Annotated in this window: 12 protein-coding genes; 4 read left to right on the top strand and 8 right to left on the bottom strand. The window is 72.1% G+C overall.

The window, feature by feature from the left end:
- Positions 1–89: 89 nt before the first annotated feature.
- The 5 genes from I3V78_RS11660 to I3V78_RS11640 form a co-directional block, all read right to left on the bottom strand.
- Entirely contained in the window at positions 90–899 is an 810-nt protein-coding gene (locus I3V78_RS11660; RefSeq protein WP_204487128.1) for a hypothetical protein, read from the bottom strand.
- Between the two features lie 41 nt (positions 900–940).
- Positions 941–2,128 (bottom strand): ABC transporter substrate-binding protein, encoded by a 1,188-nt coding sequence (locus I3V78_RS11655; protein WP_204487126.1) that lies wholly within the window; start codon positions 2,126–2,128, stop codon positions 941–943.
- Positions 2,129–2,155: 27 nt separating this feature from the next.
- A complete protein-coding gene (locus tag I3V78_RS11650; protein WP_204487124.1) occupies positions 2,156–2,890 on the bottom strand; it encodes a PspA/IM30 family protein in 735 nt (244 codons plus the stop codon).
- A gap of 153 nt (positions 2,891–3,043) precedes the next feature.
- Entirely contained in the window at positions 3,044–4,372 is a 1,329-nt protein-coding gene (locus I3V78_RS11645) for a 5'-deoxyadenosine deaminase (protein ID WP_204487122.1), read from the bottom strand.
- Positions 4,373–4,451: 79 nt separating this feature from the next.
- Positions 4,452–6,125, bottom strand: a complete 1,674-nt coding sequence (locus I3V78_RS11640; protein WP_204487120.1) for a serine/threonine-protein kinase — start codon at positions 6,123–6,125, stop codon at positions 4,452–4,454.
- Positions 6,126–6,230: 105 nt separating this feature from the next.
- Here I3V78_RS11640 and I3V78_RS11635 point away from each other — a divergent pair, with 105 nt between their 5' ends.
- Entirely contained in the window at positions 6,231–6,587 is a 357-nt protein-coding gene (locus I3V78_RS11635; RefSeq protein WP_204487113.1) for a hypothetical protein, read from the top strand.
- On the opposite strand, the gene I3V78_RS11630 is transcribed toward I3V78_RS11635, so the two are convergent.
- Genes I3V78_RS11630 through I3V78_RS11620 form a run of 3 tightly spaced genes read right to left on the bottom strand, consistent with a single transcriptional unit; the run spans position 6,584 to position 8,647 of the window.
- Positions 6,584–6,988, bottom strand: a complete 405-nt coding sequence (locus I3V78_RS11630; protein WP_204487112.1) for a cytidine deaminase — start codon at positions 6,986–6,988, stop codon at positions 6,584–6,586. The genes I3V78_RS11635 and I3V78_RS11630 overlap by 4 nt on opposite strands.
- 16 nt (positions 6,989–7,004) lie before the next feature.
- Complete coding sequence (locus I3V78_RS11625) at positions 7,005–7,346, bottom strand: PilZ domain-containing protein (RefSeq protein ID WP_204487111.1); 342 nt, start codon at positions 7,344–7,346, stop codon at positions 7,005–7,007.
- On the bottom strand, positions 7,343–8,647 hold the full coding sequence (locus I3V78_RS11620) for a thymidine phosphorylase (protein ID WP_204487110.1): 1,305 nt from the start codon (positions 8,645–8,647) through the stop codon (positions 7,343–7,345). Before I3V78_RS11620 ends, I3V78_RS11625 begins: the two co-directional genes overlap by 4 nt.
- A gap of 169 nt (positions 8,648–8,816) precedes the next feature.
- On the opposite strand from I3V78_RS11620, the gene I3V78_RS11615 reads away from it, so the two are divergent.
- Genes I3V78_RS11615 through I3V78_RS11605 form a run of 3 tightly spaced genes read left to right on the top strand, consistent with a single transcriptional unit; the run spans position 8,817 to position 12,358 of the window.
- Complete coding sequence (locus I3V78_RS11615) at positions 8,817–10,280, top strand: ATP-binding cassette domain-containing protein (RefSeq protein WP_204496595.1); 1,464 nt, start codon at positions 8,817–8,819, stop codon at positions 10,278–10,280.
- A complete protein-coding gene (locus I3V78_RS11610) occupies positions 10,273–11,436 on the top strand; it encodes an ABC transporter permease (RefSeq protein WP_204487108.1) in 1,164 nt (387 codons plus the stop codon). The genes I3V78_RS11615 and I3V78_RS11610 overlap by 8 nt, the downstream gene beginning before the upstream one ends.
- Positions 11,429–12,358, top strand: a complete 930-nt coding sequence (locus I3V78_RS11605; RefSeq protein ID WP_204487106.1) for an ABC transporter permease subunit — start codon at positions 11,429–11,431, stop codon at positions 12,356–12,358. The genes I3V78_RS11610 and I3V78_RS11605 overlap by 8 nt, the downstream gene beginning before the upstream one ends.
- Positions 12,359–12,680: the final 322 nt, after the last annotated feature.

Here is a 12,680-nt window from a genome sequence, read left to right as displayed (position 1 = left end):
CAGACGGGCTCGGGCCCGGAGTCAAATACTTCTCGCGGCCGCGCCGTCGGGGGCGTCCGCGATCCAACCCGGGGCGCGCCCCTGCCCCGCTAGCGCACGCGGGTGCCGTGGGGCAGCGGCGCGGACGTCTCCTCGGTGAAGTCGAGGAAGCGCTCCATCTGCCGCACCGTCTCGTCCGTGGCGCTCGCCTCGGCGCTCAGCGCGTCGAGCTGGCGCGTGACGCCCTCGGGATCCCGGATGGCGATGGACTGCTCGTGGGTGAGCCGCATCAGGTCCTCGATGCTCGCGAGCTGGTGGCTCACCACCTCCCGGCTCTCGCGCGCCTGCTCGAAGCGCGCCAGGCGCTTCTGCAGGATGTCCAGCCGCTTCTCCTTCACGTCCTTGATGCGCGCGCTGCCCTCCTGGGCGATTTCCGCCTCCAGCGCGCGCACGTCCTTCTCGAGCGACTGGCGCTCGGCCGGGTTGAGGTAGGCGCGGTACTGGTTGAGCGTGGAGATGAGCCGCAGGAACGAGGTGAGCAGCGCGTCCAGGCGCTGCTCGCTGCTGGCCGCCAGCACGCGCCCGCCCGGCAGCTTCGCGTAGTTGGCCAGGATCTTCTCCTTGAGCCCCACGAGCTGCTGGTAGTGCTCGCGCTGCGAGGCGGCCAGGTCCGCGAGCAGGGCCTCCACCTGCTTCTGGGCCACCTCGGGATCGTCCTCCGCGGACAGCCCCGCGCGCACCGCGCGCTGGAAGCGCTTGGAGGACGCGGCCCCCACCAGGTACAGCCCCTCCACGCCCAGCGCGATGAGCGCCGGCAGCGGCTCCTGGGTGATGGCCGACGAGGCCGCGGCGGTGAAGAGCCCCACCAGGTTGGCGGGCATCAGGAAAGCGGCCTTCAGGAAGTTGGGTGAGCGGGCCACGTGAGTCCTCGCCAGTGAAGCGCCTCGCGGACCGAGGGCCGCTAGGGCCCTCGCGCCTCCGACACATATTTCAACGCGCCGAGATCGCGGGTGTCCTCGGCGGGCGGAATCACCGCCGTGCGCTTGATCTTCTGGTAGAGCGCCGAGGCGCTCTGGAAGAGCTCGTCATAGGTGACGGGCGCCTCGCCGGAAAGCCCGAAGAAGGAGCGATTGTCCGCGAGTGTCGCCGGGGGAGCGCTGCGGATGGCCTCGGTGGGGTCTCCCAGGTAGGGGGCCACCTCGCCGAGCAGCCGTGCCGCGGGCGCCGGGTCCTTCGACACGCTCAGGCCGGCATCCAACAGACCCCGGATGATGCGCCGCACGGCGTCCGGGTAGCGCGCGGCGTAGTCCCCCCGGGCCACCAGCACCGTGGCCACCAGGTGGGGCGCGTCCGCCGTGGTGGCCAGCACGGTGCCACCCCGATCCCTCGCCGCCAGCGCCACGTCGCCCCACAGGCCCGACACGGCATCCGCCCGCCCCTCGCGCAGCGCCCGGCCCGCGTCCAGGGTGGAGGGCAGGTCCACCCAGCGCACGTCCGACATGCGCAGCCCCGCCCGGGACAGCGCCCAGAGCGTGAAGTAGTACGAGGAGCCCGAGGGGTACACCCCCAGCCGCTTGCCCCGGAGCGAGGCGAGGTCCGCCACGCCCACCGCCGCCAGCGCCTCCTGGCCCCGACTGCGGCCCAGGAGCAGCACCGTCCGGGGCGCCGCGTCCCGGAGCGCCGGGAGCCAGGCGGCCAGCCGGTCCACGGACAAGGCGGCCATGTCCACGCCCCCATGCTCGGCCCCCAGGGCGAGCGCCTGGCGCAATTCCTCCTCCCGGGCGAAGAGCACCGCGCGCGCGTCCAGCGCGTAGCCCGCCTTGAGCACGCCCTGGGCCACGCCGGGAGGGGCCGCGAGGTTGTCCAGCGTGGAGACGCCCCCGGTGGCCAAGAGCAGCGCCGCCGCCGAGCCGCGCGCGGAGAAGCCGATGAGCGTGGGGCGCAGGGGCACCGAGGCCAGGTCCGCCACCGGCGCCGCCACTCCCGCGGGGAAGTCCCCGGGCGACAGGCGCACGGTCTCCTTGGCCGCGGGAAAGAAGCGCGCCTGGAGCCGGTCCAGGTAGCCCAGGCGCGAGGCCATCAGGTAGGCCCCGCCCAGACAACACAACACCAGGAACGGGAGGAGACCCGGTCCGCGTTTCAAGCCCATCGGCGCGGCCTCCACCCATCCATCCGACTACTCGACTCCCACCTTCTTGCCGATCGTCTTCTCGGGGGAGCCGCCCACCTCGGACACCGGCGCGGGGCTGTTGAGCCCCATCTCCATCTTCATCTGCTTGACCAGGTCCATGGCCTGGAGGCGCTCGGCGTCCTCCTCGATCTGCACCGACTGGTGGTCCACCGAATCGAGCGCCATCTGCATGCGCGCCTCGTTGACGGCGGCCTTCTCCTGGACCTTGCGCAGCATCTCGTCGTGCGTCTGGTCGATGCCCGCCACCGTGAAGGACTCCATGGCGTCGGCGACCTTGGACTGCCACTTGGCGCGGCGCGCGTCGCGGATGGCCGTCATGGCCTCCTGCGTCTTGCGCTCCTTCTCGCGCATGAAGGCCTTCTTGAGGTTGAGCGACTTCTCGTATGCCTGCTTGGCCGTGGCCAGCTGCATCTCGTTGCGCTCGAGCGCCGACTTCTCCGTCTGCAGCTTGGTGGCGTACTGGGCGGCCAGGTCATCCCGGCCCGCCTGGATGGCCGCCTTCACGCGGGCCGTCAGCTCGCGGATGTCCTGGGTGTACTTCGCGTTCTCCTTCTCCAGGAGGGTGAGGTTGGCCCTCACCATCGCGATGGACTCGTTCATCTTGGGAACCTGATCGTTCAGGTCCCGCACGTTCTGCTCGAGGATGAGTTCCGGATCCTCGAGGGAGGAGACAAAGAATCCACCGAAGCTGCGCATTGCCCTTCTGAACCGTTGCCACATGACGGTGTCGACCTCCTCCACTTCGAGTCTTGAAGAAACAGCACCTTACACCAGCCCGCCCGCCCCGCCACCCACGGAGAGGCCTCCCGGTATCTACGTCCGGAATCCACCCTTTATTGCCGCCCCCCCGCCCCCCGGCCAGGACGAACCGTCTCAGGGACGGCGGGCGACGATGCGCGCGGAGTGCTGGTGGGCGCTCGCGGCCACCGCCTGGGCGTCCAGGGTGAGCAGCGTGCGGTCCTTGAGCACGGGGCGCCCGTCGATGAGCACGTGCACCACGTCGCTCGAGCGCGCCGCGTAGACGAGCGGCGAGAGCACGTCCCGGGGATCCTGGGGCGTGGCGTGCAGGCCGGACAGGTCCACCACGGTGATGTCCGCGCGCTTGCCCGGCTCCAGCGAGCCCAGCTCGGACTCCAGGCCCAGCGCCCGGGCGCCCCCGAGGGTGGCCATCTCCAGCACCCGCTCGGCGGGCATGCCCCGGGGGCCCACCCGCGGCTTGTGCAGGAGCGCCGCGAGCCGCATCTCCACGAACATGTCCAGGTTGTTGTTGCAGGCCGCGCCATCCGCGCCCAGGCACACGTGCACGCCCGCGTCGAGCATCTCCGGAATCGGGGCGAAGCCCGAGGCCAGCTTGAGGTTGGAGCCCGGGCAGTGGCACACCACCGTGCCCGTGTCGCGCAGCAGCTCCACCTCCGCGTCGGTGGGCCACACGCAGTGGGCGAGCGTGAGGTGCGGCCCGGTGAGCCCCAGCTCGTGGAACCAGGCGATGTTGTCGCGGCCGGTGAGCTGGCGCACCACCTCGCACTCGGTGCGGTTCTCGCTCGCGTGGGTGTGGATGCGCACGTTCTTCTCGCGCGCCAGCCGGCCCACCTCGCGCAAGAGCTTCTCCGTGCACGACAGCACGAAGCGCGGCGTGAGGGCGTAGCGCAGCCGGCCCCCTTGCGTGCCGTGCCAGCGCTCCAACAGGGCGAGGCTCTCGGCCAGCGAGGCCTCCGTGGACTCGCTCAGGTAGGGGGGCAGGTCCGGCGCGTCCATCATCGCCTTGCCCCCGGTGAGCCGGAAGCCACAGTCCCGGGCGGACTCGAAGACGGCGTCGTAATGACGCACCGAGCCCATGTCGAGCGCCGCCGTGGAGCCCGAGCGGATGAGCTCCGCGAACGTCAGGTCCGCCGAGGCCCGCATGGAGTCCGCGTCATGGCTGGCCTCGAAGGGCCAGATGCGCTCGCGCAGCCAGTCGAGCAGCTCCAGGCCGTCCGCCCGGTTGCGGAAGAGCGTCTGGCACGCGTGCAGGTGGCCATGGATGAAACCGGGCAGGACCACATGGCCCTTCACGTCCAGCACCCGCAGGCTCGCGCCCCGCGTGCGCAGGTTGTGGCCCACCCGGGCGATGCGCCCGTCCTGGATGAGGACGTCTGCGCCCACGAGCACCTCGCGCTCGCGGTTCATCGTCACGACGGTGCCGTTCGTCAGGAGGAGGTCCAAGGTTCGACGCCTCTTAGCACGGTTCTCCGCCGCGCCAGCCCCTTCGGCGCGCCCCGGGGCCCACATCGGCCCCCCGGGGTCACAGCTCGATGCCCTGCTCCTTGCAGAAGCGCTTCACCCGGGCGCGCTCGGACTCGGGCACCTTGATCCAGTGGGCCTTGGCGTTGGTGAGCTCCTTGCGCTGGCAGTAAGCACGCGTGATCACGGAGAAGGACGCGCCGGTGACGGCGTTGCGCTGGCTGCGACGGGCCAGACGCAGCGCCTCGTTCACGTCGTTGGAGGCCAGGGCCTTCTCCGCCAGGGTCAGGTCCGCGCGCACCACCTCGGGCAGCTTCTCCTCCGCCCGGACCGGCGCGCGCCGGGGCGCCGAGGGCTCGGGCTCCGGGGGCGTGGGCGCCGCCGCCAGGGCGGGCGCCGAGGGCGTGGGCTTCTCGGCCTCGGGAGCGGCCTCCGTCGGCGCCGGCGTCGGAGCCGCGGTCGGCGGGGGCACGGGCGTGGGTGTGGGCTGGGCCACCACCGCGGCGGGCGCCGAGGGCGACAGGGTGGGCGCCACGGGCGGCGGCTCGCGCCGCATCAGCCCCACGCTCACCCCCACGCCCAGGAGCACGACGAGCGAGGCGCCCACCACCACGGGCCGCCAGGACTTCGCGGGCACGGACGGCGCGGACGGGGCCAGGGACGGCGCGGCGGCCTCCGGCGTGGACTCGGCGGGCGGGGGCGAGCGAGAAGAACCCCGCCCCGCCACCGTGGGCCCCGGAGGAGGCGCCGAGCCCCGAGCCGAGCCCGGGGCCGCGCCCAGCGCCGGGGTCACCCGGGCGGACACGGGCGTCGCCGCGGCCGCGGCCTCGGCATCCGCGATGGCCTCGGCGAGCGTGCGCAGCGGACTGCCCGTGAGCGCCTCGATGAAGGCCGCGACGCTGGGGTAGCGGTCGTCGGGCCGCTTCTCGAGCGCCTTCTCCACCACGGCGCACACCTCCGCGGGCACGTCCGGGCAGCGCGGCGCCAGCGGCGGGAGCGGCTCCTGCACGATGCGGTAGAGGATGCGCATCATCACGTCGTCGTCGAACGGCGACACGCCGGAGAGCAGCTCGTAGACGATGGACCCGAGCGCGAACAGGTCCGAGCGCGCATCCAGGGTGCTGTTCTGGCCCATGGCCTGCTCGGGGGACATGTACTGGGGCGTGCCCATGAGCACGTCGTCCACCGTCTGCATCGTCTGGGACGACACGATCTTCGAGATGCCGAAGTCCAGCAGCTTCACCTGCTGGGTCACCACGCCGCCGGACTCGGTGGGCACCAGGAAGATGTTGCCCGGCTTGAGGTCGCGGTGGATGACGCCCACCTGGTGGGCGGCGTGCAGCGCCGAGCCGATCTGCCGGGCGATCGCCATCACCTCGGGCAGCGGCACGGGCCCGCGCCGGATGCGCTGGGACAGGCTCTCGCCCTTGAGGTGCTCCATCACCAGGCACGGCGCGCCGCCCTCCTGGCCATAGAAGTCGTACACCCCCACGATGTTGGGGTGACCCAGGCGCGAGGTGATCTCCGCCTCCCGGCGAAAGCGCGCGTACTGCTCCGCGGTGATCTCCTCCTGGGTGTGGAGGACCTTCACCGCCACCTGCTTGCCGGGCAGTCGCAGGTGACGCGCCAGGTAGACCTTGCCCATGCCGCCCTTGCCCAGGACGGACACGAGCTCGTACGTGTCGCGGAGGATGCTGCCGATGCCAATGTCTTCAGCGGGAGGCGTTGCGTTCATGACGGGTCCGGAGCGAGCATAACACCTGAAATCCCGTTCTCCCCGTCACCTTTCACGGTGAGGCGGGTGGGGAGACGTGGGGAGTGCACCCCTCGGCATCCGCACATGTCCATCCTTCGCGCCATTCTCGTGCTGTGCATCGCGTCCTCGTCGGGCTGCACCTGCACATCCTCCCCCACGGCTCCGACGAGGCCCGCGGGCGTGCCCGCCGACGCCTTCTGGAATGGCGGCCTGGACGGAGGCGTCTTCGTGCGCGTGCGGCAGAAGGCCCGGAAGCCCCGGCCCGTCTACGACGTCACCATCTACAACGAGTACACGGGCGAGGTCTGGTTCCAGGGGCCGATGACCCTGAGCGCGCCCGGCGAGTTGGAGGCGCGCGTCCTCGGGGACGCGGCCTTCTTCAACGGATGGGACGGCGAGCGGCTCTTCTTGAGGGATGGCCGCTTCCTCGCGCCCCTCTAGAGGAAGTCACTCGTGAAGGCGTGCGGGAGCAGTTCCCCGAGCGAGTAGCGCGCCTCGTCCCCCTTGAGGTTGCGGCTGCGCACGGGCAGCTCCTTCGGGGCGAACTCCATCATCACCTGCCGGCACATGCCGCAGGGCGGACAGGGCGTGGGCGTGTCCACCACGATGGCCACCGCCAGGGGCCGACCCCGCCCCCGCCCCACGCCCGCCGCCAGGGCGTTGCGCTCGGCGCAGGCGGACAGCCCGTAGGAGGAGTTCTCCACGTTGCAGCCCGTCTCCACGACTCCGTCCGCGTACAACACCGCCGCGCCCACGGGAAAGCGCGAGTAGGGGGCATGGGCCCGCTCCCGCACTTTCGCCGCCGCCTCGAAGAGACTGTCCCAGGGAATGTCCGTGCTCATGCGCCACCCTCGTTGGTCAGGACTCCAGCCGCTCCACTTCATCCAGGTACCGCGCGATGTGCCGCTCCACGTCCACCGGCAGGTCGAGGAAGCGCGCGTGCGCGGAGGTACCCCTGGCGCCATAGCTTACGTTGAGCACCTGACCTCGCACGAGGAAGGGCGCGGAGATGTCCGGCAGCGACAGCGACACCTCCACCAGCGTGCCCACCGACAGGGCCGCGCCATGCCAGGCGAACCCACCCACCGACACGTTGCCCTCCCGGGAGTCGAACGCGCCCGAGCTGCCCGCCACGCGGATGCCCAGCCGCAGCGGCACACGGGGCGAGGCGCGCCGATCCTCCCGGGACGACGCGCTCACTCCACGCGCTCCAGGATGAGCGGCCGGGGCGCGGGAGCCACCGGACCGAAGCTGTAGGCCGACAGCAGCCGGGCCTTCACGTCCTCCACGCCTCCGGGCTCGTTGAAGTGGATGCGCACGAGCGGCTCGCCCCGCTTCACCGGCTCACCCACCTTGCGCAGGAGCGTGAAGCCCACCGCCGGATCGATCCGGCTGTCCACCCGCTGCCGCCCCGCCCCGAGCGCCACCGCCGCCAGGCCCACCGCCTCGGTCTCGATGCCGGTGATGAATCCCTCGCCGGGCGAGGGCACGTCCAGGGTGGAGCGCGCCTGGGGCAGCCGCGCGTAGTCCTCGATGGAGCGCGGGTCGCCGCCTTGCGCCTCGACGATCCGCTGGAGCTTGCGCACGGCGCTGCCGTCCTCGATGACGCGCTGGAGCCGGGCACGGGCCTCGTCGAGCGAGCGCGCCTTGCCGCCGAGCACCAGCATCTCCGCGGTGAGCGCGAGTGTCACCTCGGTGTAGTCCTCGGGGGCGCGGCCGCGCAGCATCTCCACGGCCTCCACCACCTCCAGGGCGTTGCCCACCGCGCGGCCCAGGGGCTGGTTCATGTCCGTGAGCAGCGCCGTCACCTTGCGGCCCATCTGGGCGCCGATGTCGATCATCGTCCGGGCCAGCGTGCGCGCGTCCTCCTGCGTCTTCATGAAGGCGCCCGAGCCCACCTTCACGTCCAGCACCAGCGCGTCCAGCCCCGAGGCGAGCTTCTTGCTCATGATGGAGCTGGCGATGAGCGGGATGCAGTCCACCGTGGCCGTCACGTCGCGCAGGGCGTAGAGCTTCTTGTCCGCGGGCGCCACCGACGCCGTCTGGCCGATGAGGCAGCAGTCCAGCTCGCGCACCAGGCGGCGGTACTCGCTCACCGGCAGGTTGATTTGAAAGCCCGGAATGGACTCCAGCTTGTCGAGCGTGCCGCCGGTGTGCCCGAGGCCCCGGCCGGAGATCATCGGCACGGGCACCCCGCAGGCGGCCGCCAGAGGCGCCAGGCTCAGGGACACCTTGTCCCCCACGCCTCCGGTGGAGTGCTTGTCCACCTTGGTGCCGGGGATGTCCGACAGGTCCAGCACCTCGCCGGAGTGGAGCATGGCCTGGGCCCAGGCGCTCAACTCCTCGGCGTCCAGGCCCCGGAAGAAGATGGCCATGCACAGGGCGGACATCTGGTAGTCGGGCACCTCCCCGTCGGTGTACGCCCGGAGGAATGCCTGGATATCGTCGGCACGCAGCCGCTTGCCGTCCCGCTTGGCCTTGATGAGCTCGTAGGGTCTCACGCCTAGAGCCCATAGCAGGAAGCCCCGCGCGCGTGCAGCGGGAAGAAAAGGCCGCCGTCCACCATCGTCCATCCGGTACGCCCGGCCCGCCTTCTGATAAAGGGGGAGGGTCTTGATTTCCCTCCGGAACATCCACAAGCGCTTTGGCGCCGTGACCGCCCTGGACGACGTGTCGCTGGACATCGGCACCGGGGAGGTGCTCGCCCTGGTGGGCGAGAACGGCGCGGGCAAGTCCACCCTGATGAACGTCCTGTATGGGCTGTACCACGCCGACTCGGGCGAGGTGCTCATCCAGGGACGGCCCGCGCGGCTCAAGAGCCCCCGCGACGCCATCGCCCGGGGCATCGGCATGGTGCACCAGCACTTCATGCTCGTGCCCACGCTCTCGGTGGCCGAGAACGTGGTGCTCGGGCGCGAGCCCACGCGCCTGGGCCGCTTCGACCAGGAGCGGGCGTGCGCCGAGGTGGCCGCCACGTGTGAGCGCTTCGGCTTCAAGCTGGACCCGCGCGCCCGGGTGGACACCCTGAGTGTGGGCTCGCAGCAGAAGGTGGAGATCGTCAAGGCGCTGCACCGGGGCGCCCAGGTGCTCATCCTCGACGAGCCCACGGCGGTGCTCACCCCCCAGGAGTCCGACGACCTGTTCCGGGTGTCGCGGGGGCTCGCGGCGGGCGGGCGCACCGTGGTCTTCATCAGCCACAAGCTGCGCGAGGTGCTCAGCGTGGCGGACCGGGTGGTCGTGATGCGGCGCGGCAAGCGCGTGGCCGAGGTGCGCGCCGCCGAGACGCGGCCCGAGGCGCTGGCGGCGCTGATGGTGGGCGAGGCGCGCGTGCCCCAGGCCGAGGCCCAGGCGTGGCACCCGCCCGAGGGCGAGCGGCTGCTGGACGTGAAGGACCTCACCGCGCGGGGGGAGGACGGCCAGCCCATGCTCCGGGGGGTGACCCTGGAGGTGCACGGCGGGGAGATCGTCGGCATCGCGGGCGTGGACGGCAACGGCCAGCGCGAGTTCGCCGAGGTGCTCACGGGCCTCAGGGAGATGGAGGGCGGCGAGGGCACGCTGCTGGGCCAGCCGCTCGCGGGGCTGACGCCCGCCACGGCGCGCGCGCGGGGCGTGGGCCACGTGCCCGAGGACCGGCTGTGGCGCGCGGTGGTCAAGGCCATGAGCGTGGAGGAGAACGTGGCGCTGGGCCGGCAGTCGCGCGAGCCCTTCGCCAAGGGGCTCCAGGTGGACTTCGCCGGGCGGCGCGCGCGCACCCAGGCGCTGCTGCAGGCCTATGACGTGCGGCCGCCGGACCCCACCCTGCCCCTGCAGGCGCTCTCGGGCGGCAACCAGCAGAAGGTGGTGGTGGCGCGCGAGCTGGACGCGGCGCCGCGGCTGCTCGTGGTGGTGCAGCCCACGCGTGGCCTGGACATCGGCGCGGTGGCGCAGGTGCAGGCGCGGCTGCGCGAGGCGCGCGACCAGGGGGCGGGCGTGGTGCTCGTCTCGCTCGATCTGGAGGAAGTGTTGGCCCTGGCGGACCGTGTCTACGTCTTCTTCGAGGGCCGGGTGACGGGCATGTTCACCCGCCCCCAGTTCGACGAGCGGGAGATCGGCCGGCGCATGCTCGGCACCACGGGGGAGGCCTCCCATGGGTGAGCGCGCCCGGGCGATCCTGCCCTCGGTGTTCTCCGTGTTCCTGGCGCTCGCCCTGTGCTGGGTGTTCATCGCCCTCACGCGCGACACGCAGGTGGCCAGCGAGGCCTACCTGCAGATGCTGCGCGGGGGCGTGGGCGACTGGGGGGCCTACCTGGACGGCGGCCGCATCACCCTGCTCACCCGTCCCTGGGGCGAGGCCGCCATCAAGGCGGCGCTCCTCCTGCTCACGGGCCTGTCCGTGGCGGTGGCCTTCAAGGTGGGCCTGTTCAACATCGGCGCCCAGGGGCAGATGCTGCTCGGCGCGCTGGCCGCGGCGGTCGTGGGTGCCCAGGTGCAACTGCCCTCGGCGCTGCACGTGGTGGCGGCGCTCCTGGCCGCCGGGGTGGCCGGAGCGTTCTGGGCGCTCATCGCCGCCTGGCTCAAGCTCGTGCGGGGCGTGCACGAGGTCATCTCCACCATCATGCTCAACTGGGTGGCGGTGAGCCTGGTGGACAACTGGCTCGTGGTGGGCCCGTTGCGCGCCGGGGCCGGCACGGCGGTGAACATCACGGGCACCGCGGAGATCCAGGCCAGCGCGCAACTGCCCCGGCTGCTCGGGGAGATGTCGCGGCTGCACCTGGGCTTCCCCCTGGCGCTCGCGGTGGCGCTGGTGCTGTGGGTGTGGCTGGCGCGGCTGCGCACGGGCTTCGAGACGCGCGCGGTGGGGCTCGGCCCCGAGGCGGCCCGGGCCGCGGGCATCCCCGTCACCCGGCGCACCGCCGAGGCCATGGGCCTGGCCGGCGCGCTCGCGGGACTGGCCGGCGCGGTGCTGGTGCTGGGCACGGAGATGCGCTACCCGGGCACGCTCGGCGCGCCCTACGGCTTCGACGGCATCGCCATCTCGCTCATCGGCAACAACCACCCCCTGGGCGTCACGCTGTCGGCCGTGTTCTTCGGAATTCTCCGCGCCGGAGGCACGCGCATGCAGCTGCTCGGCGTGCACAAGAGCTACCCGGAGCTCATCCAGGGCCTGGCCCTGCTCTTCGTGGCGGGCCGTCAGGTGTGGCTCGCGCTGCTCGCCGCCCGCCGCCGGCCGCCCCCCGCGCCCGCCGAGCCCCAACCCGCTCCCGAAACCGCCGCGCCGCCCGCGCAGCGCCCCGAGGTGCCCCGTGTTTGAGGTGGTGGAAGCCATCCTGTCCTCCACGCTGGAGTACTACCCGGCGCTCGTGTTCGCGGCGCTGGGGGCCACGCTCTCCGAGCGCTCGGGCGTCACCAACGTGGGCATCGAGGGGATGATGCGCACCGGCGCCTTCTGCGCCGCCGTGGCCTCCATCACGATGCCCACGCCCCTGGGGGTCTGCGTGGGCATGCTCGCCGGCGCGGGCATGGCCGCCATCCACGGCGCGCTGAGCATCCACTGGCGGGCCGACCAGGTCGTCTCCGGCATGGCGCTCAACCTGGTGGCGCTCGCCGGCGGCACCTACCTGCTCGAGGCGCTCTACGGGCCCAACGGCACGCCCTCCATCCAACAACTGTCGCGCTGGCATGTGCCGGGGCTGGCGGAGGTGCCGCTGTTGCGCGCCTTCTCGGGGCACTCGGCCCTCACCTGGCTCGCCCTGGTGCTGCCCGTGGTCTTCCACGGCATCATCTACCACACGCCCTGGGGCCTGAGGCTGCGCGCCGTGGGCGAGAAGCCCCATGCCGTGGCCACGCTGGGCTTGTCCGTGCCCGGCCTGCGGTGGATGGCCGTGCTGGGTGGTGGAATGCTCGCGGGTCTCGGGGGCGCCTCGCTGTCCACCGCCGTGCTGGACCGCTTCGAGCAGCACACCCCCTCGGGCCTGGGCTACATGGCCCTGGCCGCCACGGTGTTCGGCCGGTGGACACCGCTGGGCGCCCTGCTCGCCGGGCTCTTCTTCGCCGCGGGCAGCGCCCTGCGCATCGGCCTGGCCTCCAGCGCCCCCGGCCTCATGACCATCATCCCCCAGGGCTTCCTGCTCGCCCTGCCCTACCTGCTCACCCTGGTGCTGCTCGCCGTCCAGGGCCGCCGCACCCACGCCCCCGCCGCGCTCGGGGTCCCCTATCAGCAGGAGTCGCGTTAAGCCGGTCTCGCCCACTTTCCGGCCTCTGCTCGCCTTCGGGCCGTGGGTGCGGCTTTTTACCGTCTGGGTCCATGCAACCCCGGGTCATTCCTGACGGGGACTCATTCTGGACCCTCCCCTGGGTTCCAAGCGGCGGCACGCGGGGAAGACGGCATCCTCCGGACAACGCAACAAAGACCTGGATTTCATGGATGAAAAAGGCCGCTGTCGGTGTCCGGACAGAGGCAGGCGAGCGTCCAGGCCGTCGGCACGTTCATCGCATTCAATGAACTCCGCGCGTGCGGGCCTTCGCCGGGGGTGGACGGTGGGCCCCTGGAGGGGT

It is taken from the genome of Archangium primigenium, from assembly GCF_016904885.1.
Taxonomy (GTDB): domain Bacteria; phylum Myxococcota; class Myxococcia; order Myxococcales; family Myxococcaceae; genus Cystobacter; species Cystobacter primigenius.
The sequence above is the reverse complement of the archived record's forward strand: the minus strand, read 5'-3'. Positions and strand labels throughout refer to the sequence as shown.